This is a genomic window from Actinoalloteichus caeruleus (assembly GCF_049311605.1).
GTDB lineage: Bacteria > Actinomycetota > Actinomycetes > Mycobacteriales > Pseudonocardiaceae > Actinoalloteichus_B > Actinoalloteichus_B caeruleus.
The window spans coordinates 4,532,827-4,555,242 of record NZ_CP186005.1 but is presented as its reverse complement, the minus strand read 5'-3'; the positions used below and the strand labels follow the sequence as shown (position 1 = coordinate 4,555,242).

22 protein-coding genes and 2 pseudogenes are annotated in these 22,416 nt (G+C 69.3%); 4 read left to right on the top strand and 20 right to left on the bottom strand.

The features are described 5' to 3' along the window. Positions 1 to 9: 9 nt before the first annotated feature. From ACOJVX_RS18380 to ACOJVX_RS18360, 5 genes and pseudogenes are all read right to left on the bottom strand, one after another. Positions 10 to 216 carry a hypothetical protein gene (locus ACOJVX_RS18380; RefSeq protein WP_155886221.1) on the bottom strand — a complete coding sequence of 69 codons (207 nt, stop codon included), beginning with the start codon at positions 214 to 216 and terminating at the stop codon, positions 10 to 12. A 5-nt stretch (positions 217 to 221) separates the two neighbouring features. Further along, the gene (locus tag ACOJVX_RS18375) at positions 222 to 491 is read right to left on the bottom strand and encodes a hypothetical protein (protein ID WP_030104870.1); all 270 of its coding nucleotides are present in this window, start codon (positions 489 to 491) and stop codon (positions 222 to 224) included. After that, positions 484 to 759 carry a DUF3263 domain-containing protein gene (locus ACOJVX_RS18370; RefSeq protein ID WP_162147327.1) on the bottom strand — a complete coding sequence of 92 codons (276 nt, stop codon included), beginning with the start codon at positions 757 to 759 and terminating at the stop codon, positions 484 to 486. Before ACOJVX_RS18370 ends, ACOJVX_RS18375 begins: the two co-directional genes overlap by 8 nt. A gap of 586 nt (positions 760 to 1,345) precedes the next feature. Beyond that, positions 1,346 to 1,702: pseudogene (locus ACOJVX_RS18365) on the bottom strand (transposase); the annotation flags it as partial. Positions 1,703 to 1,986: 284 nt separating this feature from the next. Beyond that, on the bottom strand, positions 1,987 to 3,003 hold the full coding sequence (locus ACOJVX_RS18360) for a phosphotransferase enzyme family protein (RefSeq protein ID WP_418154266.1): 1,017 nt from the start codon (positions 3,001 to 3,003) through the stop codon (positions 1,987 to 1,989). 741 nt (positions 3,004 to 3,744) lie between these two features. Here ACOJVX_RS18360 and ACOJVX_RS18355 point away from each other — a divergent pair. Then, on the top strand, positions 3,745 to 4,134 hold the full coding sequence (locus tag ACOJVX_RS18355) for a hypothetical protein (RefSeq protein WP_418154265.1): 390 nt from the start codon (positions 3,745 to 3,747) through the stop codon (positions 4,132 to 4,134). 77 nt (positions 4,135 to 4,211) lie between these two features. On the opposite strand, the gene ACOJVX_RS18350 is transcribed toward ACOJVX_RS18355, so the two are convergent. The 8 genes from ACOJVX_RS18350 to ACOJVX_RS18315 all read right to left on the bottom strand — a co-directional run bounded on the left by ACOJVX_RS18350 (position 4,212) and on the right by ACOJVX_RS18315 (position 12,658). Further along, entirely contained in the window at positions 4,212 to 5,213 is a 1,002-nt protein-coding gene (locus ACOJVX_RS18350; protein ID WP_418154264.1) for an alpha/beta fold hydrolase, read from the bottom strand. Next, positions 5,210 to 6,226 (bottom strand): beta-ketoacyl synthase N-terminal-like domain-containing protein, encoded by a 1,017-nt coding sequence (locus tag ACOJVX_RS18345; protein WP_418154263.1) that lies wholly within the window; start codon positions 6,224 to 6,226, stop codon positions 5,210 to 5,212. The genes ACOJVX_RS18350 and ACOJVX_RS18345 overlap by 4 nt, the downstream gene beginning before the upstream one ends. Further along, positions 6,223 to 7,356, bottom strand: coding sequence for a beta-ketoacyl synthase N-terminal-like domain-containing protein (locus ACOJVX_RS18340; RefSeq protein ID WP_418154262.1), 1,134 nt, complete (start codon positions 7,354 to 7,356; stop codon positions 6,223 to 6,225). Before ACOJVX_RS18340 ends, ACOJVX_RS18345 begins: the two co-directional genes overlap by 4 nt. After that, entirely contained in the window at positions 7,353 to 9,140 is a 1,788-nt protein-coding gene (locus ACOJVX_RS18335; RefSeq protein ID WP_418154261.1) for an AMP-binding protein, read from the bottom strand. The genes ACOJVX_RS18340 and ACOJVX_RS18335 overlap by 4 nt, the downstream gene beginning before the upstream one ends. A 163-nt stretch (positions 9,141 to 9,303) precedes the next feature. Next, entirely contained in the window at positions 9,304 to 10,083 is a 780-nt protein-coding gene (locus tag ACOJVX_RS18330; protein ID WP_418154260.1) for a nucleoside 2-deoxyribosyltransferase, read from the bottom strand. A 91-nt stretch (positions 10,084 to 10,174) separates the two neighbouring features. Further along, positions 10,175 to 10,891, bottom strand: a complete 717-nt coding sequence (locus ACOJVX_RS18325) for a uracil-DNA glycosylase family protein (RefSeq protein ID WP_422646949.1) — start codon at positions 10,889 to 10,891, stop codon at positions 10,175 to 10,177. A gap of 126 nt (positions 10,892 to 11,017) precedes the next feature. Next, a complete protein-coding gene (locus tag ACOJVX_RS18320) occupies positions 11,018 to 12,265 on the bottom strand; it encodes a class I SAM-dependent methyltransferase (protein ID WP_418154258.1) in 1,248 nt (415 codons plus the stop codon). Positions 12,266 to 12,418: 153 nt separating this feature from the next. Next, a complete protein-coding gene (locus ACOJVX_RS18315) occupies positions 12,419 to 12,658 on the bottom strand; it encodes a hypothetical protein (RefSeq protein ID WP_418154257.1) in 240 nt (79 codons plus the stop codon). Positions 12,659 to 13,369: 711 nt separating this feature from the next. Between ACOJVX_RS18315 and ACOJVX_RS18310 the strand changes: the two genes are divergently transcribed. Then, on the top strand, positions 13,370 to 14,392 hold the full coding sequence (locus ACOJVX_RS18310; RefSeq protein ID WP_422646948.1) for a hypothetical protein: 1,023 nt from the start codon (positions 13,370 to 13,372) through the stop codon (positions 14,390 to 14,392). Here ACOJVX_RS18310 and ACOJVX_RS18305 read toward each other — a convergent pair whose 3' ends face one another. The 4 genes and pseudogenes from ACOJVX_RS18305 to ACOJVX_RS18290 all read right to left on the bottom strand — a co-directional run. Next, positions 14,393 to 15,427 carry an NAD-dependent epimerase/dehydratase family protein gene (locus ACOJVX_RS18305; protein ID WP_422646947.1) on the bottom strand — a complete coding sequence of 345 codons (1,035 nt, stop codon included), beginning with the start codon at positions 15,425 to 15,427 and terminating at the stop codon, positions 14,393 to 14,395. 250 nt (positions 15,428 to 15,677) lie between these two features. Continuing rightward, entirely contained in the window at positions 15,678 to 16,100 is a 423-nt protein-coding gene (locus tag ACOJVX_RS18300; protein ID WP_418154254.1) for a hypothetical protein, read from the bottom strand. 4 nt (positions 16,101 to 16,104) lie between these two features. Beyond that, a complete protein-coding gene (locus ACOJVX_RS18295) occupies positions 16,105 to 16,596 on the bottom strand; it encodes a hypothetical protein (protein WP_418154272.1) in 492 nt (163 codons plus the stop codon). 289 nt (positions 16,597 to 16,885) lie between these two features. Beyond that, positions 16,886 to 17,113 (bottom strand): annotated as a pseudogene (locus ACOJVX_RS18290) (TraM recognition domain-containing protein); the annotation flags it as partial. Between the two features lie 705 nt (positions 17,114 to 17,818). Here ACOJVX_RS18290 and ACOJVX_RS18285 point away from each other — a divergent pair. Together ACOJVX_RS18285 and map are read left to right on the top strand one after the other, a co-directional pair. Beyond that, on the top strand, positions 17,819 to 18,208 hold the full coding sequence (locus ACOJVX_RS18285; RefSeq protein ID WP_026419936.1) for a DUF3054 domain-containing protein: 390 nt from the start codon (positions 17,819 to 17,821) through the stop codon (positions 18,206 to 18,208). A gap of 10 nt (positions 18,209 to 18,218) precedes the next feature. Beyond that, positions 18,219 to 19,076, top strand: a complete 858-nt coding sequence (gene map / locus ACOJVX_RS18280) for a type I methionyl aminopeptidase (protein WP_026419937.1) — start codon at positions 18,219 to 18,221, stop codon at positions 19,074 to 19,076. A gap of 27 nt (positions 19,077 to 19,103) precedes the next feature. On the opposite strand, the gene ACOJVX_RS18275 is transcribed toward map, so the two are convergent. The 3 genes from ACOJVX_RS18275 to ACOJVX_RS18265 all read right to left on the bottom strand — a co-directional run bounded on the left by ACOJVX_RS18275 (position 19,104) and on the right by ACOJVX_RS18265 (position 22,408). Next, positions 19,104 to 20,492, bottom strand: a complete 1,389-nt coding sequence (locus ACOJVX_RS18275) for a mycothione reductase (protein WP_422646946.1) — start codon at positions 20,490 to 20,492, stop codon at positions 19,104 to 19,106. A gap of 47 nt (positions 20,493 to 20,539) precedes the next feature. After that, positions 20,540 to 21,697, bottom strand: a complete 1,158-nt coding sequence (locus tag ACOJVX_RS18270) for a VanZ family protein (protein WP_051314212.1) — start codon at positions 21,695 to 21,697, stop codon at positions 20,540 to 20,542. 177 nt (positions 21,698 to 21,874) lie between these two features. Continuing rightward, the gene (locus tag ACOJVX_RS18265) at positions 21,875 to 22,408 is read right to left on the bottom strand and encodes a YbhB/YbcL family Raf kinase inhibitor-like protein (protein ID WP_030104865.1); all 534 of its coding nucleotides are present in this window, start codon (positions 22,406 to 22,408) and stop codon (positions 21,875 to 21,877) included. Positions 22,409 to 22,416 lie beyond the last annotated feature (8 nt).

The window sequence follows — 22,416 nt, the reverse complement described above, 5'->3', positions numbered from 1 at the left end:
GGGAGCGTCTCACGTCCAGCGCCGCCAGGGGGAGTGCCGGTGGTTCCTCGCCCGCTCGACCACCAGTGGAAGGGGAACGGGGGAGGAACCCGTCGACAGGCGTCCCTCCACCTCCTCGCTCAACCCCCGGCAGGTGGGGCAGAGGCTGGTGGCGTCCAGGGGATCCATCCCGGTGCCGTGGCAGTTCGGGCAACCGGACTTCAGGCCGATCAACATGGGCACTACTGTGCCGGAGCCTCGTCCGGGTAGGACCAGCGCTCCACCATCGCGGGTTGGTCACCGTCGACCCGGGGCGCGATCAGGTCGCACAGGTGGGAACCGCTCAGCCGGATCATGTCCTCGCCGCAGGCGATCAGGTCCCCCACGAGCACCGTCGCCGAGAGCAGGCCCCGGTTGTAGTGCACCCGCACCCGGGTGCCCGGCGCCAGGTTCTCCGGGTCCCGCACCAGTGCCCACGCGCCGAAACGGCGCCGCCCGGATGGTTCAACCACAGTCACGGTATCCCCCTCGCCGCCGGGTTCGCGCCACCCGGCGGCGGTCCCGTAACCGGAGCAGTCGGTTGCACTCGTTGGGCAACGCCGCCATCACGTGCCGCTCGGTGATCAGGCTGTTGATGCCCTGCCAGAACCGGGCACCGGTGACGCCGTACCGCTCGCGGGCGGCCTGCTCGAGCGAACCCGGGTACCGCCACCAGGATGTCGCGAACCGCACGGCGGCCACCTGTTCCTCAGGATCGTCAGGAGGCCAGGCGGTAGTCACGATCACCAGCCTACCCGGGAGTATGACGATCTCGGCATGCCCTGGCGGCGCGTCACCAGCGGCGGACCCGTCCCCGCCTGGCTTCGCGGGCACCTCGGTCCACACCGGCCGGAGGGGGCGGCGGCGGGGGCGGCGCGGCCAGCCAGGATGTCGCCGCCGGGTGGTGGGCCGCCCACTTCGCGAGCCCGCCCCTCCCGCTCGGTCCCCGCCGCCGCCCGGGCACCCCGGACCACGGTGACCACCGCCGGTCCACCGGCGCGGCCCGCCGCGTCGTCGTCACGGGTGAGGCCCACCTCGGGCGGTGGGCGCCGGCCGCCGTCCGGCATGAACCGGGGATCGCGGGACGCCGGACGGTGGACCCGGTCCACTCCCACGGGCGCCGGCGTCGGGGGCGCGAAGGGCTCCGGCCGCCGTCGCACGTCGGTGGCCGGCGCCGGGTCCGCCCCGGGGCGACCGCGCGCTCGTCGGCCACCCGGCCGGCACGGCGGTCGCCGGTGCCCTTCGGGACCCCCTGGTCCTGGGGCCCGCCGCGAGTCGCCGCGTGCTTGGGACGACCACGCCCACCGGGGGGTTCCCTCTGTGGTTGTCAAGCCGCAGCCGGGGCGGGAACGGTCTCGGGATGCCGGTAGTAGGTCTTGTTGCGGAGCATGGCGAACACGACGTCGTAGCGGCGTCGGGCCAGGCAGATCAGGGCGGCGTTGTGCTTCTTCCCCTCGTCGCGTTTCCGCTGGTAATAGGCCCTGCTGGTGGGGTCGGACAGTGCTGCGAACGAGGCGAGAAAGAAGGCGCGTTTGAGTTTGCGGTTGCCGGTGCGGGCCGGGTGCTGGCCCTTGATCGAGGAGCCCGAACCGCGGGTGACCGGCGCGATCCCGGCGTAGGAGGCCAGGTGAGCGGAGGATTTGAACGCCGAAGCGTCGCCGACTTCCAGCAGGATCCGGGCTGCGACAGCGGGCCGACGCTGAAGAGGCGACGCCGCCGTACGCCGTGAAGCCAGAATCTCCGTACGCCGGCCGCACTACAGCGGAGTTCTCGCATCCTGATCAGCCTCTGGACGCCGCTCCGGACGCGCCAATGATGTAGAGGTCGAATGGGCGAGAGCCATAGGAGCACGAATTCGCCGAGTGTCTGCGGGCCTGAGTGCCCTGCTGCTACAGCAGGCCGGACAGTCGAGTTCGTTGTCCGGGCCTGCGGCTTGCGTGAGTTACGCCAGCCATGAAGGTCATGAACTCAGCGAAGAGTGTCACGCAAGGCCTCCTCGAAGACAGATAGCCGGTCCAGCAGTATCAGAGCTGCCTCATGCCGTGCCCGCGCGTAGGACTCAAGTGCTGCGTCGACGATGTGCGGTCGTTCCACTGGTGCCGACAACGGAAAGGTCGAGCAGAGCATGGCTGCACAGCCGACACGAAGCGAGGACAAGAGGTCGTCCGGGGGCGCCTTGAGGTTAACGTCCCAATAGGCGAGGGCGAGATCGGTGTATCCCTTAAGCCACCTCTCGACACCGTTGGACAGGAGGCTCTTGGGGTCGCAGCCAAGACGCACGATTTCCCAGGCGAGGTACCCAGGTGTGGGTGATCCGAAGTCCACGATCGCGGCGACATCGTCGTTCTTCAACAGGACGTTGGGACCGGCCAGGTCGCCGTGCATGACCTGGACTGTCAGCTGTGGAAGTGAAGCGAGGATGCGCTCGATGTCCCCCAAGACGGCCTGTCGCTCACGTGCCGCCTGCAGAGCCCATGTCTCGAACTCCCCAAGCATGGGCTTGTGCTGGTACGAGAGAATCAGCCTCTCGAAGCGGTCACGTGCGGCGGCCACGTCGCATACCGCGGCACCAGGTTCCAGGGTGGGTGCGGCGGCGGGGTGAGTGGCGAGTCGGCTGTGGAGACGGCCCATCGCTGCGCCGACCGCTGCCCACCGTGCACCAGTCAGGGTGCCCTCGGCAGTCTCCGTGTGTGGCACGTACGACCATAGGGACATTGGCAGGCGGCCATGGGTCTCGATGAGTTCGTGCTCGCGCGTGCGGATTGCCCGCGCGGTGGCGACACCCCCCTCGGCGGCGTACTCGGACAGTTCGACCGACGCCCGCTCCAGATCCAAGCTATTCCGAGCGCGATAGACCTTGACGAAGTACCGACGGCCCGTCTGGTCCACAATGGCGTAGTTGTCCGTCGCAGTGCCCTCCGGGATTCGCGTTATTTCTGCCGGGTGCAGTCCGTACGCGAGGACCAGCGTGTCGGCGACCGCCATGATCTGCTCCTGCGCGCCGGATGTGGAAGGCGCGGCGACAGGCTTGGTGGGGTTGCCGGGGCCGGGCTGGTGAGATGAGGTGGACATGGTCTCCTCTCGATCAGGACGCAGGCATGAGGTGCTGGTGAGGTGTTCGGCCCGGGGGGCGATGTGCGGGGTGAGCTTTGGGAGAACTGGGGCCGACTCCCGGTCGGCCATGACGTTGGACGTCTGAGGGCCTACTCCTTGACTGCGCCCAGGACTGCCGCCCGCATCCACCACGAGTTCGGCCGCATTCCCGACACGGCGGCTGGCCGGGCCGGGGGTCTGGCCGCGCTCGGCCAGCAGCTGCAGCCAGGGCGTAGAGCGAGCGCCAGCGGATGAACATCTGTCAATGCGGTCATCTGATAGCATTTTTCTCTTTCGGGTGGTGTCAGCTCCCGTGCACGACCCGGCACTGTCACAAGCTGTCTGCAGGGGTCCGCTGACCAAGCCGGCACCGCAGCGCCCTGCCGCGTGAATCGGCTGATCAAGACGGTGGACGCGGTAAGCGACGCTGGCTTTTCGTGGCGAGGGTGAACAGTTCGGCATCGCACTGCCGGGGTGTAGGGCCGACGGTGCGCGACGCGCGGCACCAGCCAGGGATGCTCGTCACATAGAGTGCGGGCGCGTGGGCGTGCATGTGGGCTCGCCATGAGGCGATCTTGGACGCCTTCGTTCTCGTCTCCGCAGGCATCCCTCGGCAGCACACCAGGAGGAACAGTGTCGTCCCCGCAAGTGATCACCCCCGCGGACAAGCTCGCCGAGGCGAAGCAGCAGCTGAACTTCCCGCGTATCGTCGCCATCTGCGGCTCCACCCGTTTCATGGCCGAGATGGCCGAAGCCGATCTGCGGGAGACCAAGGCCGGGAGGATTGTCGTCAAGCCGGGCTGTGACCTGAAGTCTCCGCACGAGCTTTGGTCCAATCCTGTCGAGGCCGAGGCGCTGAAGATTCGACTCGACGAGCTGCACCGGTCGAAGATCCTGCTCGCTGATGAGGTGCTCGTGGTCGGTGACTACATCGGAGACAGCACCCGGTCCGAGATCGCCTACGCTCGGTCGCTGGGCCGGCCCGTGCGGTTCACGCACCCCGAAGTCGACCCCGACGCCTGAGGTCTTGACCACGCGCCCTCCGCGGGCAGCCGGTTGGAGTTGATCGTCTGGCGGGTGGCGTGGTGGTGAGAGCCGGCTCAAGGAGCTGCGGAGCGCATCGCGGCCGTGACGGCGGCGGCGAGCGGCTGCTGGTGATCCGTCAGGTAGAAGTGGTCGCCGTCGTACCTCTCGAGTCCGAGGAAGTTCGTCGTGAGCGCTCGCCAGGAAAGGAGCCGGTCCTCGCCGATCAGCTTGTCGTGGCGGCCCGCGAATACCGACAGCGGAACGGGCAGCGGCTCGGGGCTGCGGGGAGGAGTCCAGGTGTCCAGGAGTTTGAAGTCGCTGCGGAACACCGGGGCGAACTTGTGCCAGACGTCGTCGTTGTCGAGGAGCTGCGGTGGACTGCCGCCGCCGCTGCGCAGCCAGCCGCGCAGTTCGTCGTCGGCCATCAGGTGAGGGCTGCTGTCGGCGCTGGCTTCGCCGTGCGGGGCGCCGTAGGCGGACACCCCCAGCCAGGCGGGGAGCGGGTCCCCCTCGCGGAGAAGTCGGCGGGTGAGCTGGTAGGCGATCAGAGCGCCCATGCTGTGGCCGAAGAACGCGAAGGGCCGGTCGAGCAGGGGTGCGATGGCGGTGTGGAAGTAGTCGACCAGCCGGTCGCAGTCGTCGATCAGCGGCAGGGCCTGGAGGTTTCCTCGGCCGGGGGCCTCCAGGAGGCAGAGTTCCCAGTCCTCGGGGAAGTGCTGCGTCCAGCCCCGGTAGAGCAGGTGTGAGCCGCCGGCGTGGTGGAGCAGGAACAGGCGCGCCGTTGGGTCGCTCACCGGCCTGGGGCGGATGAGCGGGGAAGGCGACGTCCCGCAGGCGAGCTTGGAGGTGAGGAAGGCGTGCAGCATGGCGAGGGTGGTGGTGCCGCTGGCGGCCACGGCGTTCTCCGGGACGCCGTAGGCATTCTCCACGCGGATTGAGATTTCGAGCATCAGCAGCGAGTCGATGTCGAGATCGTGGGAGAAGTGCGCCTCGTCGGTGACTTCCTCGGGCTCGGTCTCCAGTACGCCGGCTATCAGAGCGCGGAGATCCTCGATGTTCACGGTCGCTGTCGTCATGGGTGTTGTCCTCGTTCCTGCGTGGATGGACGCATGGCCGGCCATGGGGTCAGTAGCAGAGCGCCGGTCGCGTCGTGGCGAGGGCCTCCAGCGGTGGCGAGGACCTTTCCGGTGGCGTCGCTCTCCAGATGGGCGGCCGCGGCAGCGCACTGCAGGACGCCGAGCGCCCCGGACAGTGGGCCCAGCTGGGATTCCAGGTCGATCCGGCGCGTGGCTTCGAGCAGCTGACCCGCACCGGCATCCGCCTCGTCCACGAGCCACAGTCCGATGGATTCCTCCTCGGTCACGCCGGCGGAGGCCAGCGCCGCGGCGAGGTTCCGGGCCCGTGCGTAACCGGCGATCGTGGCGCGTGGCCGTGCGCCACGGGAAGCGGCTGCGTCCGCGGGTTCCAGTACGACCGCGACCGCCGCGTCGGTGGACTGCTCGCCGAGGACCTTCGTCACCACGTCGTTGGCTGGTTCGACGCCGACGACGACGGCTGCTTCGGCGCGTCCGGCCACGATGAGGTTCCGGGCCCAGGCGAGGGCGTCCAGACCGCTCGTGACGCCGTTGCAGACGGTGAGGTTGGGGCCGCGCAGCCTGTAGCGGATGGCCACCCAGCCGGCAACGACGTTGCTTGATGTCTGTGGCAGGCCCAAGGGGCTGAGGGCCATGACGCCTGCTGTGGCGATCGTGTCGGTGGCTTCGCAGACGCTGTCCGCGATGCCCAGGTTGGTGCTGACCACCACGGCGGTCGAGTCAGCCGCGCCCGTGAACGTGGCGTCGGCGTCCGTCAGACCGGCGTCGTGGAGGGCGAATCCGGTGGCCCGCAGGGCGAGCCGGGACGCACGGTCCTTGTGGCGCAGCTCGCGTCCGCTGAGTCCGGTGGCCGTGTCGAAGCCGCCGTCACCCGGTAGGGGTCCGAGGAGGTCGCCGTACGTCGCGACTCCGGGCAGCGCCAGCCCGATGCCCGTGACGACGACCGACCGGGCGTTCGGACCCCTCCTCGTGTGCGGGGTGCTCGTCGCGTTCATCGGGCTGCCTCCACGATCGCGACGGCGTTGATCCCTCCGAAGCCGAACGCGTCGATCTGAGCGACGGTCAGGACGCCGGCGGCGGGGGAGCCCTGCACCAGGCCCAGTCCTGCGGCCTCGGGGATCGGATCGGCGAGGCCCAGGACTGGGGGTACCCTCCCGTTCTTCATGGCGAGCACCGCCATCACGAGGCTGAGCAGTCCCGAACCGCCCATGGTGTGGCCGGTCATCGCCTTGATGGCGGTCATCCGCGGACCGGGTCCCGCGCCCTGGAAGATGTGGCGCAGGACGTTCGACTCCGTCTGGTCGTTGCGGGGGGTGCCGCTGCCGTGCAGCATCACCAGGTCAATGTCCTGCGCCCGCACCCCTGCTCTGCTGTAGGCGTCTCGTACGGCGCGGGTGACGCCGTCGGGATCGGGCGCGGTGGCGTGGTGGGCGTCGCAGTTCATGGACACGCCGCGCACCCGGGCGTGCACGGGGCCGTTCCCGGTGCCGGCGCGCTGGACGACGACGGCCGCCGCGCCCTCCCCCATCAGCATGCCTTTGTGGGTGGTGTCGAAGGGGCGCAGCGCGTCGGGGATGTCGTTCTGCACTCGGTCGAGCGTGCCGAAGCCGCTCTCGGTGGCGGCGTCGGTGCCCGCGGCGACGACGGTGTCGGCCAGGCCGAGGTCGATCATGTCGGTGGCCATGCCGAGCGCGTACAGCGAGGCGGAGCAGGCGTTGGCGAAGGTGTACGTGGTGGACGCGCCGAAAGCCGCCGTCAGGGCGGTGCCGAAGTGCAGGTCTTCGAGAGCGACTTCCGCGTCGTGGCGCCAGCGTAGTTCGAGGCTGCGCTGCTCGCGCATGGTCGTGCCAACCAGTACGGGTACTTGGGCCAGGCCCTCGCCCAGGCCCGCGTCGGCGGCCGCCTGGCGGACGACGGTGGTCAGCCAGCGGGTGGCGCGCCGCGGTATGTCGCCACGCTCGGGCCGGTCGTCGATCTCGTAGGCGTAGGCCGCCCGGTACTTGTCCGGGTCGAACGCCTTCAGGGGCTTGCGGCTTTCCTGGCCCGCGCACAGCGCGGCGAAGATCTCCTCGGCGGTGGCGCCGATGTTGGCGACAGCCGCCATGCCCGTGATGTCCCAGGTCACGGTTGGGTAGCCGCCTTCCTCAGCTCGAATGTGGCGACCTTGCCGGTCGACGTGGTCGGCAGCTCGTCCAGGAACTCCAGACGGGCGGGCCGCTTGAAGGCGGCGAGACCGCCACGGATCGCGGTAATCACCGCGCGCCGCACCACGGCCTCGTCAGATCCCGGCCGGGCCACCAGGTACGCCACGGCCTGCTCCAGGCCGTCGGCATCGCGGCCGCCGACCACCACGCAGTCCTGGACCCCGTCGACACCGCGGACGACGCTCTCGATCTCACTGGGCGCGACCTTGTAGCCGCCCAGGTTGAGCACGTCATCGGCGCGGCACAGATGGGTGATCGTGCCGTCCGGCGCACGGCGCACCACATCGCCGGTGTAGGCGCCGCCGTCGGCGAAGGTGACCGCTGCGGCCTCCGGGCGGCCGATGTAGCCGAGGGCGACGGTCGGGCCGGCGATGTGCAGCCGGCCGGCGACCCCGTCGGCGACGGGCGTGCCGTCCGCGGCGCGGACGGTCGCGGTGATCCCGGGCACCGGGACCCCGAGGGTGCTCGGACGCTCTTTCCCCGGCGGCGTGCCGACGACGATGTAGAGGACCTCGGTGGCGCCGAGGCCGTTGAGCAGCTCGGCCTGGAAGGCGGTGCGGATCCGCTCAGCGAGCGGACCGGGCAGGTTCTCGCCCGCCGCCACGCACAGCCGCACGGAGTCGACGCAGTCGGAGGCGAGCGCCGTCCCGGAGGCGTTCAGCAGCGCCGCGTACAGCCGGGGGACGGAGCACAGCACGGTGGGCCGGTGGTGCTGCATCGCGGCGGCGAGGGAGTGTACGTCGACCGTGCCGCGGATGAGCGCGACGCGGGCGCCGGCTGCCAGGGGGCACAGGACAGAACTGCCGAAGCCGTAGCCGAAGGACATCCGGGCGCTGGACAGCACGGTGTCCTCGGGCGTCAGCGCCAGTACCGTGCCGACGCCGTCGGCCATGGCCGCGATCGCGCCCGCCGAGTGCCGCACCCCCTTGGGCATGCCGGTGCTTCCGGAGGTGTATTGCACGAGCGCCTCGCACCCCACGCTCCACGCGGCCGGGGGCCCGGCCTCCTTCGGGCGGTGCGTGGGGCTGGCCTCGGCCGTTGCCAGAGCAGCCCGGACGTCAGCACCGGCGAACCGGTGGGTCGTGGTGAACAGCTCCTCCAGGGCGCGTTGCCGCGCGGGAGCTGCTGCGTCCAGGTGCACCATAGCGGCGGAGCAGTCGGCGGCGAGGTAACGGATTTCGTCGTCCGTGAGCACCGGGCTGATTACGACGGGGACGCAGCCGTGCCACCACAGGCCGAGGACTGCGACCACAGTCGCCACGGAGTCGTCGGCGACCAGGAGCCCGCGGGTGCCCCCGGGCACGCCTGCTGCCCGCAGGGCGCCCGCGTACCCGCGTGCTGCCTCCAGGAGGCCCGCGTAGGTGATCTCCCCGGCCTCGGGGTCTAGGTAGCTGGCCCGGTCACCCCGGCCGACGGAGACATGCCCCGCCACCAGGTGGTCGATCAGGTCGACACGCTGGAGGCTCCTCGCCCGCCCGCTAAGCACGGCCACTGCGGCGTCCAGGCTGGTGAGGGCTGCCGCTTCCTGGGCGGACAGGGCTCCGAACTCGCGCTCGACCGCGACCACGACCACGACCTTCTCTAAGGAGCTCATGCCGAGTTCCTCATAGAACTGGGCACCAGGCTCGATGGCATCTTTCTCCACCTCAAGGACAGACGCCACGATCTCTCGCAGCCTGTCGCGCACCATGTCGATGTGTTCCACCGGCGAGGGTCCTTTCCGAATCTTCGTAGCCAAGAAGCGGGATCGGGGTGGACAGAGAGGACGAGCCGAGGACCTGCTTCCAGGACTGCGCCGTTCGCCGAAACGCGATCCGGGCGGAGATGCAGGAACGGGGTGGGGTGCGGCAGCCCTCAGCGGGTTGGGGTCAGGCGCCCAGGCTCACCTCGCAGGGGAAAGCGACAGACACGCCCAGGGGCTCCTCAGTGAAGATGACCCTCTTGGAAAGCGCGGCGATGAAGCCGAGCTCGAAGACGGTGCCGCTTCCGACGCGACCGCCCGGGTTGCACACGACGACAGCGTCGGCTTGCCGGAACGCGTCCATGTGCACGTACTTGTGCCGCCACGTGTCGCGTTGGTTCTTCAGCAAGTCCTGGTAGTCGAAGAGGATGAAGTCGGTGCCCTCGGTTTCCGGCTTGATCCTGGTGCTGCGGGGGCTGAGCACCTCGGTACCGGTTTGGCGCAGCTGGGTGATGGTGCCCTCGATGTACCCCAGGGATTGCTGGAAGCTGCCGCAGACGACAGCCGTCCGAAACTCCCGCCGGATCAGGCCTTCCACCAAGTCGTTCGAACCGCATGCGGACATGCCCGTGTCCAGGTAGAACTGCTCCAGCTCGGGCCCCACGATGTTGAAGTAGAGGCCCGTGTCGACGTAGACGCTGTTGACCAGCGCGTCCGCTTCCGGCTGCGGGAGCTGCTGGAAGACCCCCGTGGCGTGCACTCGCGTGCTCTTGTTGTCAACGACCTTGGTGAACTCCTTGAGCCCGGCGCAGAACTCGCCAACGCTGTCCGCCAGCGCCTCGCCGACTTGGCCGGCTCCGAACGGAAGCCGCTCCCTCGTGAGCAGCCTCAGCTCGCCGTTCTGGAAGCGGTAGACGCCGACGCGTTCCGAGCCGAAGTGGACCAGGACCCTGCCTTCTGTCACCACTGTGCTGCTCTCCTTCTTCTCGATCCGGCGCGTGAGGAGCCCTCAGCCTTCGGAGAGCCAGCCGAGGGAAGCGCTGCGAAGGACGGCACGGCTAATCGCCTTCCCCGCGCAGAGCACTGAGGTACTTTTTGGCGAATTCCTCCTTTCTGTCGCCGTTGTATTGCGTGATGAAGCGCGGGTGCTCCAAGGGTACGATTTTTTTGAAGAAGCGCTGGCCCTCATTCAGCTTGGAGAGGAACCTGAAGTTCTCGCCGCTGCCGATGCAGTAGCACACCGAGACCTCGATTCCGAATGCAAGCTGGCGCTCCAGGGCGTCCACGAGGAAAGAGTGTAGGAGATCCAGTAGCTTCTTGTTCTCATAGAAGTTGCAATTGACCTCTCGTCCCTGGGGGTTCGTTCTCACCAGGCCGAGGGGGCAGACAAAGCTCATGACGAAGTCGGCGTAGAACCTTTCACGGCCCCCGTAGCGCCTGATGACATCGTGCAGAAACCCGGCGGAAGGCCGGCTCACCGCATAGCCGTCGACATCGATTTTCGTTTCGCTTTCGAGGAGCTTGGCATCTTCGAACGGGACCCCCGTCACGGCCGTGCCCCGTCGGGCGGGCGAACTCCCCAGCACCAGACGGCGCCGCCTGTCGTCGTCGTAGTACTTGTGGTAGAACGCAGTCGTCACCTCGCGGACGCTCTCCTTCTGCGGGCCGCTGAACGGGTTGATGACCGCGAATCCGGGCGGCAGCTCAAGCTTCGTCTCCGAGAGTTCTTCGTTGAACTGCAGGATCCGATCGGCAACGGTGGTCCGCCCGTTCATTGCAGAAGTCCTTCCTTCATGCTGGTCGCTCCAGACCGACCGGTCGCCTCGGCTGTCTACGATCCAGCCTTCCCGCGGAACTGGTGGGACGTCGCGACCGCAGCCGACCGGAGGGCGGTGGCAACGTTAGGCGGCGACGGCCGAAAGGTAAATCTCGGTACTTGTTGGGAACGTTTGGACATCTTTGAATCCAGTGCCGCCGAGTTCCGCGCCAATTAGATTGGCGGTGTCCATCCCCCGATAGAGGTCGACGAATTCAGCGCCGGGGATGATCAGCCCCGGCACGACGCGGTCCTGCTGAGTATACAGAAATCCGTTGGCCACTGAGACGATAATCACCGCGCCGGGCTTCAGTACTCTGTGCGCCTCCGAGGCCGCTGCCGACGTGTCGAAGAATGACGAGTTGTACGTCCTCAATGAGACATACAGATCGAAACTGTCGTCCGGCAGAGCGGACAGGTCTTCGGCGCTGGAGACGACGGTTCTCGACAAGGGAATGCGTCCGCATATGTTCGCGAGGCCGCTCCCCGCGATATCGGCGAAGGTGATCCGCGGGCAGTCGGAGAACAGGGCCGCCGCTTCGTGGCCGGCACCGACGCCGACGTTGAGGATGCTGACGGCAGCCAGGGACCTTGTGGATGACCTCCTGTAAACCGCCATGAAGTCGTCGGCCCACCCCGCGTTGACGGCGCGAGCGTCGTACGCGTAGTCGTAGGTGCCGTACTTCGCGTCGAACGCTGCGGCCAGTGCGTCGCCTATGGCGCTGTCCGCCTCTTTGTACTCGGTCCCGTACCTCTTGCAGATGAGAGAGGCGAGCGCAACCCTCCCCCGGTGCGCGTCGACGTCGCTCCTGGTCAGTGCGAAGCCCATCGACATCAGCCTGGTGGAGACGGCTTCGCTGATGCGATGGGTGGAGTAGTGGGGATTGCACTCGATGCTCTGCTCGCTCGCCGAGTAGAGGTCTCGGTTCTGGTCAAGGATCTGGCGCTGAAGATCGTCGGGGAAGCGAAGTACATGGCCTCGCTCGGTGACGGGATCGCCCCTGAGGTAGGTCGTCAGCGCGGGGTCCGGCAGACCGACGTACACCTTGTTGATCCGCACGTCGCTCAGGAGCTCGGCCAGTTCGAACGACCCGGCCGCCGACAGGGTGTTGATCGTCAGATACACGCTGTGCGCGCTGGATGTTCCGAGTTCTTGCATCTTGTGCTCCAGAGTGCGAGACCAGGATGCGCCGCGCACTTCGCCCTCGAAGGCGGAGCAAATCAACTCGTCGTGTTCAGAAACGAGCGCAACGCCGACCCGCCGATCCGATTGTGACGCCCTTTGTGCGATGTCAATGGCGTAGTTCATCCAATAGGTGCTGTTCGGGCTCATCTGGGCCTCCATTTCTCACCTTGCGCGGCACCCGCGGGGGTCTCGGGATCGACACAGATGGTGGAGAACTGCCCGACGGTCCGATCCGTCACATCAGGACCGCCGGACGGCCGCCTATGCGGCGGGGGGGCAAGATCGGTTAGGTTGATGACCTTAGCCGTGCTCGGCTTCGCTGTCGGCCTCGCTCACGGTGGGCTTCCCCGGCGCGTCACTCCCTACAGCCACGTGGAGGAAACCGTCCTGGAGCTGCATCCTGAGCTCGACCAGCGTCCCGCCGCTGTGCACGATGACGTTGGTGACCAGTTCCGAGACGATGAGCGCCACGGGCTCGGTCATGTCGCGCAGGCCGCACCAGTTCAGGCGGGCCCGGGTGATCCTCCGCATGCTCGGCACCGGCGAAGCGTCAAGCTCCGGCACAGGTGCACCGGCGCCGCGCTGCGTGATGCTGAAGCTGGCCACCATCGCGTCCGCTTCGCGAACACGGATGCTCGGGCGAAACGAGGCTTCCTCCTGGCCGGCTAAGACGCCTCCGGATGGAAGGGTCGTGCTCGGCGCCATAGCCGTCCCCATTGACTCCTCCTCGTCGCGATCCGAGCACTTAGCGTTGTGCGATGAGGCCGGTGGTGGCAATGTCGTGGGTATGACTTCTGACTGACCTTTCGAGTGACACGATGACGTCGCTATGACTTCTTACCGCCTTCTGGCGGGGGCAGCAGTTCCAACGGGAGACCGAAGCGGTATCCCATGAAGGGAACCGATTCCGGAGGGGACATGGACGAGGGTCGGCGCACGGTGCTCTTTCTGCTGGCGACTAGGCGAGGCATCCGCCCTCACCGGGCCTTCAGCGAGGAGTACGAGCGCGTCGCACAGCAGTTACGGAGTGAGGGCCGCGACGTGGCCCCGTCTCCTGGGACACGTCACTACGAGCGCTTGCTGTCCGTGGGAGGCGTCAAGACGGCGCCTCACGGCCCTACGGCCCGTGTCTTGGAGCGGATGTTCCAGCGGCCCATCGGGGACCTACTGCGCTCGGCTACAGAAGATTCGAGGTACGAGCGTGGAAGCTCCGCCTATGCCTCCTCCCCGCCGGTGCTCAACGAAAGTGAAATGCTGATGACCGCTCGGGACGCCGCCTCACACTCTGGCGAAGCCGCCGCGCTGCGCCTGGACGAGCTGACTCTCGATCAACTCCACGACGACCTGGCGAAGCTCTCCCGCGCGTACGGGTGCAAGGCGCCGGGGGAGGTGTTCCAGGAAGCTCACAGCCTACTTCAGCAGGCGCAGGTGAGCCTCGAACGCACTCGGTCCCCCGAACAGCACACCCGCCTGTACTACGCCGCCGCGCAGGCGAGTGCGCTCCTGGCCGCAGTCTCCTTCGACCTGGGAGCGCTGGCGCCGGCGGTGTCCTTCGCGCGGTCCGCCGCGCAGTACGGCAAGACCATCGGCCACGGCCCTGTGCAGGCGTACGTCTACGGGATGCTGGCGTTCATGGCGTTCTGGGACGGCCGCCCCAGCGAATCCGTACGGCTGGCCAGGACGGCCCAGCAGTTCGGCGGTCTGGGGGACACCGCTCGCCGCCGCCTGTACGCCGTCGAGGCCCGAGCGCACGGCCACCTGCGCAACGACGACCAGGCGCGACGCGCCATCGTGGCCGCGCTGGAGCAGACGGGCAGTCACCGTGACGAGCTGCACGACGACATCGGCGGGGAGTTCGGGTTCGACGCGGCTCGTACCGCCATGAGCCACGCGACGACCTGCCTGCTCCTGCGGGACGCCGGAGGCGCGGAGGAGTTCGCTACAAGGGCCCTCACCATGCTCGGAGACCGTCCGGAGGACGAAGCGCCGATCGTGGTGTCGGGGCCGGCCGCCATCGACCTTGCGCGCGCGCGGCTGATGCGCCGCGAGGTGGAAGGCGCGCAGGAAGCCCTGGCCCCGGTCTTCCGGGTGCCGCCGGGCTGGCGCGGCTCGGGGATGATGGAGCGGATGACGGCCGCGCGCATCGAGCTGACGCGCCCCGAGTTCCGAGGGGCGTCAGCGGCGCTGTCCCTGGCCGAGCAGATCGAGGAGTTCAGTGCCCTCTCCCCGGCGCGCCGACTCGGCGCCCAGAGTCCGCTGGCGATCGAGATTTGATCATTTCCGGCCGAGCGCGGCCAGAATCAAGGCCTCCTTCTCCGGCGTGATGCCGTGCTCGGCCCAGCGGGGGTGCTCCACCGGCATCCCCCCGTCGCGGAGCCAAGCCCAGGTGTCGGCCACGGTCTCCGACAGCGGGCGGCACACCAGTCCAGCTGCCTGAGCCCGTGTGGAGTCGATCTTCCACACGCCCGGATGGGTGCGCCACAGGGGAAGCTCCGTCCACTGCTGCACACCATGGTCCAGGAGCGCCTTGTCCGGCGCCCACACCAGTTGCGCTTCCCCGCCGGTGGCGAGCACGCAGGCGGTGAGGAACTCGCTCATCGTCTCCCGGCCGATCGGTGCAACGCAGTTGTACGCGCCGCCCCCGCGGGCGGCGGCCTGGTCGAGCGCGAACGCGGCTACGTCGCGTACGTCGATCGGCTGGATCGGCTTGTCCGGGGCGCCCGGCGCGAGCATCCGACCGCCGCAGGCGGCCCGGCGCAGCCACCATGGGAGCCGACCGACGTACTCGCCGGGACCGAGGATGACGCCCGGCCGCAGGATGACCGCCCCGTCCTCCCCGAACGCCGCGGTGGTGGCACGCTCGGCGCCCGCCTTCTGCCTGCCGTAGTACCAGTCCGGGCCATTCCAGTCGTCCGGCAGCCGACCGTAGTCGGCGTCAGCGTGCGGCGGCCCGTCCAGGACTTCGGAGTCCTCCGTCAGCGGCTCACTCGGCCATCTGCGGTAGGCATTCACGGTGGAGACGTACACGTACCGACCGGCGACCGGCTCCAGGGCGCGGGCGCCGGCGAGAACGTCCCGCGGCGCCATCTCGGACGCGGAGGTGTCCACCACGGCGTCCCACGGGCCTTCCCCGGCCAGCCGCGCCAAGTCGGCGGCGATGGTGCGGTCTCCGCGGACCGTCCGGGCTCCTTCCGGTGCGGCCCCGGAACGGCCGCGGTTGAAGACCGTCACTTCCCACCCTCGATCGAGCGCGGCCTGTGCGACCGCCCGTCCCAGAAACCAGGTACCGCCGAGTACAAGAATCCTCATGGCGGTGATCCTGCCGTGTCGGGTCGGTCTGGCGGAAGACGGCCAGCTGTCGTCCCCCTTGGCGCGGGGCCTAGCAACGGCGGCATGCGCGGAACCCCCGTACAGCAGAACCGCGTTGAGCCCGGAAGCGAGGTGCTTGCGGAGAACTGGAACCTGGATGACTTCCCCTGTCCCGCCTTCGGGTTGCTGAGCGCTTGATACTCCGCCAGGTGGTAGGACGTGAGGCAGAGTCCGTAGAACTGCTCACCATTCAGATCGCTGGGCCTTTCGGTGATTCGGCCGGAAGGTGTGCCTCTGTGGTCGCATCGCGGCCATACCACGACCGCTGCCATGGTGCTGACTGCTGTACTCCTCGATGAGCCTCCTCGGTGGTATCCCGTGCCGCGAGTTTCGTGAGTACCTGGTCCGCCCGCCCCAGAGTCAGCCGCATGCTGCCGTACGGTCCCACCGCGTAGCCGATGCGGTGACCGTGAAGGTGCAGTTCTGCCACCGCCCGCAGGCCGGCGTCGACCTCCGGCACGTCGGCCGGCGGGACGAGAGAGTGCAGCTCTTCCGCCCACTCCCACCCGAGATCACGGAGCACGGTCCGGGCTTCCTCCTGCTCCCAGCCGCTTCGCGCCACCAGCCTGTGACGAGGGCCCATCGAGAAGACCATGTTGGGGTCCGTCATCATCCGGCTATCTCCTCGGCTCGTCCGCCAATCCCGTCTCTTCTCTCTCGGCCGTGGGCCAGGCCGCGAGCTGGAAACGAGCCGGACGCTCCTCGTGTTTGCCGACGCGGAACTCGTCGCCCGCCTTGCCCAATATCTTGTTCACCCGGACGAGGAATCGGTCGTACTGCTGGTGCCAAATCACCGACGAGCTCGCGTCCGTATACGCGTCCCCCCTGGCGAAGGCCAGGGCCGCGATCTCGTATGCCAGGCCCTCGTGCCTCGCCCAGCAGGGCGGGATCACGTCCTGCGGCTGCCAGGCGTAGCGTCCGTTCAGCCAGCGGCACACGGAATCGAGCCATGCCGGCATCGGCTCGATCAACTCCGCTGCCAGGGCGCCGAGGTCCCACGGGGCAGGACCGTCGACCACGGACTCCTCCGCGCTCCGCTCCCCGATGTACTCCAGGATCAGCGCAGGCGGCTCGGGGTATGGCTCGAAAGCGGAAAGGGCGTTGGTCATGCGGCAGCTGCTCCTTCACGGCCAGCCCACCCCGTCGCGTGGGCCTTGGCCTGGTCCTTCTTCTCAGCGGCCCGCCGTGTCCGCTCGGCTTCGTTGGCAACTCGCAGGGCTCGGACGTGACCCTCGATCTCAGCCCACGCTTCCCAGTTCCACATGCCGTCGATCGGGGTGACGATCGGCGGGAAACTGTCCGCGAGGACGAGGGCGTGCCCCTCTGGTAGGCCCCTGATCTCGTCTCTCGAAGGACGGGTTCAAGCGCCATGTGTGTGGCCGTCAAGTGGCTGCCGCGGTCTCCGCCGGACGTGGTCTTCGTCGCGCGCTCTCGCTCGACCTGACCGCACAGGTCAGACATGTCCTTCAGGAAGTCGGGGTCCTTGTCCCCGGGCAGGACGATGACGTTGTTGGTGAAGGCCGCCAGCTCCTTGGCGGTGTCCTCGCCGAAGCGGGCCCGCGCCGACGCCCACGCCTGGAGGCCGTAGACGACAAGTGATGCCCTGACCCCGGCCGTCGGCGACACGTTGGCGGAGGGAGGGGATGGGCATCATCGCCCCCTCCGTGTCGGCTGCGCCGTTGATCGGCGTCCACCGGAAGCGCGGGAGGCTCGGAGCGATGTTCTGTGGGTCGAAGACCGCGATGGGGCGGCCGTCCTGCTACCGGGCGTCGAGGGCCAGTTCGACCAGATCCGGCTTGGTCAAGGTGGCCAGGACAGGTCCGGCCCAGCGGCGGACGAGCGGGGCGAAGAACCTCCTCGTTTTTCCGCTGCCCATCGGGTCGATGCCCCTGCACGCCTTGTCGGCGCGGGACCACAGCTCGATGCCCTTCGGACGTTGCGAGGTGCCCAGTGAGTAGCCGAAATCATGAGGTTCGAGAGGGTGGTATGACGTACTCAGGAACTACGAAGAAGACCTTGATCCTCGGCGGGTCGTTCGGCACTCATTAGGTAACGGGGCTGTCGCCGAACGGAACGGTGGGAGCCGCGAGTGGCGGTCGAGGAGGAGGGCCGGCGGGCGTCCGTGGCCGACGCCTCGACGTGGGGAGCCACCCCGACGTCCGGTCGGCCGGGGGGACCGGTCGCGGGCGAGGGGTTCGGGACGGGGGAGCTCCCGCCGGCGCGGCGGCCTCGGGGAGGGCCGGGGGAGCAGCGGTCTCCGGGCACACGGCACCGGGCTCACCACCAGCCACCCCGCCGCTCCCACCGGAACCCCCGGCCTACCCTGCCCGTATGCCAGCAGACAGTCCCCGGCCGCGGCTCGTCCTCGGTGCCGCCGCCCTCGACGTGACCCTCGTCGTCGTGTTCGCCGCGCTGGGGCGCCGCGAACACGAGCGGGGAGGGGGGATCGTGGGCGTCCTGGACACCGCGTGGCCCTTCCTCGTCGGGCTGCTCCTGGGGTGGCTGCTGGTCCGGGCGTGGCGGGCCCCGACGCGACCGCTCCACGGGCTGGGGGTGTGGTTGGCCACGCTGGTGGGCGGCCTGGCGATCCGCGCCCTCGTCCTGCACTGGCCGCCGCTGTCGTTCGCGCTGGTGGCGGCCGGTTTCCTCGCAGCCTGCCTGGTGGGCTGGCGCCTGGTCGCCTGGTGGGTGTCCGCGCGCGCCTCGGCGCGGGCTGCGTAGGGTTGTCGTCATGCCAGAACGCGCACCCCTGCGACCTGGGAGCATCTCGCCCCGCCGATCGGTCCCCCGCTCGATCGAACGCCCGGAGTACGTCGACCGACCGTCGCCGGCCCGCAACACCGACCCCTGGGTCCAGCCAGCCGAGGTCGTCGAGCGGATGCGCCTGGCGGGCAAACTCGCCGCGCAGGCGCGTGAGCTGGCCGGCCGCACGGTGGCGCCGGGAGTGACCACCGACGAGATCGACCGCGTCGTGCACGAGTTCCTGTGCGATCACGGGGCCTACCCGTCGACCCTGGGGTACCGGGGCTTCCCCAAGTCGTGCTGCACCTCGCTGAACGAGGTCGTGTGCCACGGCATCCCCGACTCCACCGTCATCGAGGACGGTGACATCGTCAACGTCGACGTCACCGCGTACCTCAACGGTGTGCACGGCGACACCAACGCGACCTTCCTCGCCGGCGACGTCAGCGAGGAGGCCCGGCTGCTGGTGGAGCGCACCCACGAGGCGCTGGCGCGAGCCATCCGCGCGGTGCGCCCGGGACGCCAGCTCAACGTCATCGGCCGGGTGATCGAGTCCTACGCCAACCGCTTCGGGTACGGCGTGGTCCGGGACTTCACCGGGCACGGCATCGGGCGGTCCTTCCACAGCGGCCTGGTCATCCTGCACTACGACGACCCCTCGGTGGAGACCGTGATCGAGGAGGGCATGACCTTCACGATCGAGCCGATGATCAACCTCGGCACGATCGAGTACGACATCTGGGACGACGACTGGACGGTCACCACCCGGGACAAGAAGTGGACCGCCCAGTTCGAGCACACCCTGCTGGTGACCGCCGACGGGGCCGAGATCCTCACCGTCCCGTGAGGCCGGGCCCCGACGGCGGCAGCCCGGTCAGGCCAGGGGGAGTTTGAGCAGCGCGTTCTCCACGAGTTCCGGCAACGCCGGGTGGATCCAGTACTGCCGCCGGGGCAGCTCGGTGGCGGGCAGGCCGAAGCTGATGGCCTGGATCAACGGCTGGATGAGGGTCGCAGCCTCCGGCCCGATCAGGTGGGCCCCGAGCAGTGCCCCCGTCTCGGGGTCGGCCACCAGCTTGCAGAACCCCGTGGAGTCCTCCAACGCCCACCCGTAGGCCACGTCGCCGTAGTCCTGGACCGCCGTCACGTGCCGGACGCCCCGCGCCCTGGCCTCCTCCTCGGTCAGCCCCACCGAGGCGACCTGCGGGGAGGAGAAGACGGCGTGCGGCACGTGCCGGTGATCGCTGGCCATCAGGTCGTCCGGGCACAGCAGGTTGTGCCGGACCACGCGGGTCTCGTGGTTGGCGACGTGCTTGAGCTGGAACGGCGAGCTGAGGTCACCCAGCGCCCAGACACCGGGCAGTGAGGTCCGCTGGTACTCGTCGACCCGCACCCTGCCGTCCGGGGTGAGGTCGAGCCCGGCGGCCCCCGGCTCCAACAGGTCGCTGTTGGGCACGCGGCCCGTCGCGACCAGGACCTCCTCCGCCTCCACGGTCTCCTCACCGTCCGGCCCCCACAGGACCAGGCTGGTGACCCCGCCCGACCGGGTCGCCCGCAGCGCGGTCCGGCCCAGCCGCACGTCCCAGCGCTGGGAGGCGAGCTCGGTGAAGCGGCGGGACACGTCGCCGTCCTCCGCCCTGAGCAGGGCGTCTCCCCGGTTGACCACCGTGACCTCCACCCCGAAGGACGAGAACACGTGGGCGAACTCGGCGGCGACGAAACCCCCGCCGAGGATGACCATCCGGGCGGGCAGCTCGTCGAGCCGCATGACCGTGTCGCTGGTGTGGAAGCCCGCCTCCGCCAGGCCGGGAACCGCCGGCACGAAGGGCCGGCTGCCCGTGGCGAGCACGATCTGGTCGGCCTGGATCAGCGTCGACGGCCCCCCGTCGCCCGGATCGACGCGCAGGGCCCGTTCCCCGGCGAAGGCCGCAGTTCCCTGGTGGAGCGTGACGTTGGGGCTGCCTTCCGCCCGGTACTGGCGGCCGCCGGCCGCGATCGGGTCGATGCGGTCGAAGATCCGGTCCCGCACGTCCCGCCACCGCACGCCCCGCAGGGTGGCGTCCACCCCGAACCGGGCCGAGTCGGCGGGCGCGGCGGCCAGGTCCGCGGTGTGGACGAACATCTTGGTGGGGATGCAGCCCACGTTGAGGCAGGTGCCGCCGAAGACGCCGCGCTCGACGATCGCCACGTCCCAGTCCGCGAAGCGTTCGTCCAGCAGCGAGTTCCCGGAGCCGCTGCCCACGATGATCAGGTCGAATGTCCGCATCCGTGTTCCCCGTGCTCGTCGTCCGGGCGGGTCGGGTGACCGCGCCATCAGGTGGAGCCCCCAGGGCCGGTGACGTGGGCCTCCGGGGTCTCCGCGCGCCCGGCCGGCCGAGCCGGGCGGGAGTCGACAGTGTGCAACCCGCTGAGCAGCCCGGTCATTCCACGGCCACCGGGAACCAGGACCAACGCCACGACGTGCAGGGCGGCGAGCCCGAGGGCCAGCGGCGCGCCCGGCGCCCATCCGGCCAGCGCCGCCGCGGCCAGGACGCCGAGACCGCCCAGCCCGACGAGCCAGGCGACGAGCAGCCGGCCGGCCCCCGGGCGCCGCCGGCCGACGCGGTGGAAGCGCAGCATGACGACGTGCTGCCCCGGGGTACCGCCGGTGGCCAGCAGGACAAGGAGCACCACCAGCGCGGGCAACGACCACGGCGTCAACGCCGGGAGCAGGACCATCCAGCCGGAGTCGGCGAGCGGCGCGGCGGTGCGCAGCGCCCACTCGACGGGCAGCAGCGCCAGGTTGCCGCCCAGCCACATCAGGAGGAGGTCGCAGAGCATGCCCAGCAGACGGCGGCCGGCGGTGACCGGTCGTGGCGCTCCCGGGTCCGGCACGGCCCGCTGCCCGGGGACCAGTCGCAGCAGGGGTGCCAGCACCACTCCCACCCCGGTTCCCACCGTGTTGGCGATGAGGTCGTCCACGTCGAACAGCCGGTAGGGGCACGGGTAGACGAACCAGTTCCCGGTGAGCTGGGTGAACTCCACGAACAGCGTCGTCGCCACGCCGATGGCCAGGGTGGCGACCACCCCTCGTCGGAACATGTGGCGCAGGAACATCCCCAGGGGCACGAACAGCGCGATGTTCATCGCGAACTGCTGGAAGTCGGCGTCCATGACCACGGCGCGGAGACCACCCGTGGCGTGGACGCCGGGCAGGCCACGCAGACTCCCCAGGGCCTCGAGCTGTGGTCGCTGGCCGCCGTGGTAGGAGCAGAAGTCGGGTACCAACGGCGGCATCGGGACCAGGACGTAGGCGACCAGCGCGAGCACGTACACCAGGAACGCGAACGCGAGGGCGGCGTGCCCGACTCCCAACCGGCCTCGACGGCGGTACTGGCGGGCCACGTAGGGGACGAACAGGACGATCGCCACGGTGAGGGCGACGCTGGCCGCCATCACGCCCGGCAGCACCCGCACCCCGAGCTCGCCCACGTCCGGCCCCCACCGCTGTTCGCTCGTTCGTCGTCGTTCGAGACCACGACCAGGGCCGCGCGGCTGTCCGGGTGCGGTGGGCTCGGCCACCAGGTTAGGCGGTGACCGAACCCCTGCCGGGACACCGGCCCGCCCGCACCTCGGGTGCGCGGAGGGGGTGTGCTGGGGAACGGGTGGTCAACCGCTGGTGGCGTAGGTGGCGGTCAGCTCGGCCCTGGCCAGTGTGTGGAACGCGAGGTTGAAGGACACCACGGCGAGACTTGCCTCACCGTCGACCTCCAACCGGGGGACGTCGACCGCGTGCACCACGAAGTAGTAGCGGTGCGGGTGGTCGCCGGGCGGCGGCGCGGCGCCGGTGAAACCGTGGCCACCGAGGTCGTTGCGCACGTGGAAGGCACCGGCGGGCAGGGTGTCGTCGGACGCGCCCGCGCCGGCCGGGAGGTCGGTGACGTCGACGGGCAGGTTCACCACCCCCCAGTGCCAGAACCCGGAGGGCGTCGGGGCGTCCGGGTCGAAGCAGGTCACGACGAAGCTCCGCGTCGCCTCCGGGAAACCCCGCCAGCTGAGCTGGGGAGAGGTGTCGCCGTGCGCGGCGACCTGCGCGTCGGGCAGGGTCTCGCCGTGCCGGATGTCGGAGCTGGTGACGGTGAACGAGCCGACCTCGGGCAGCAGGCGGTAGGGGTCGGGTGCGACGGGGCGGTCCAGGCCCATGTCAGGTG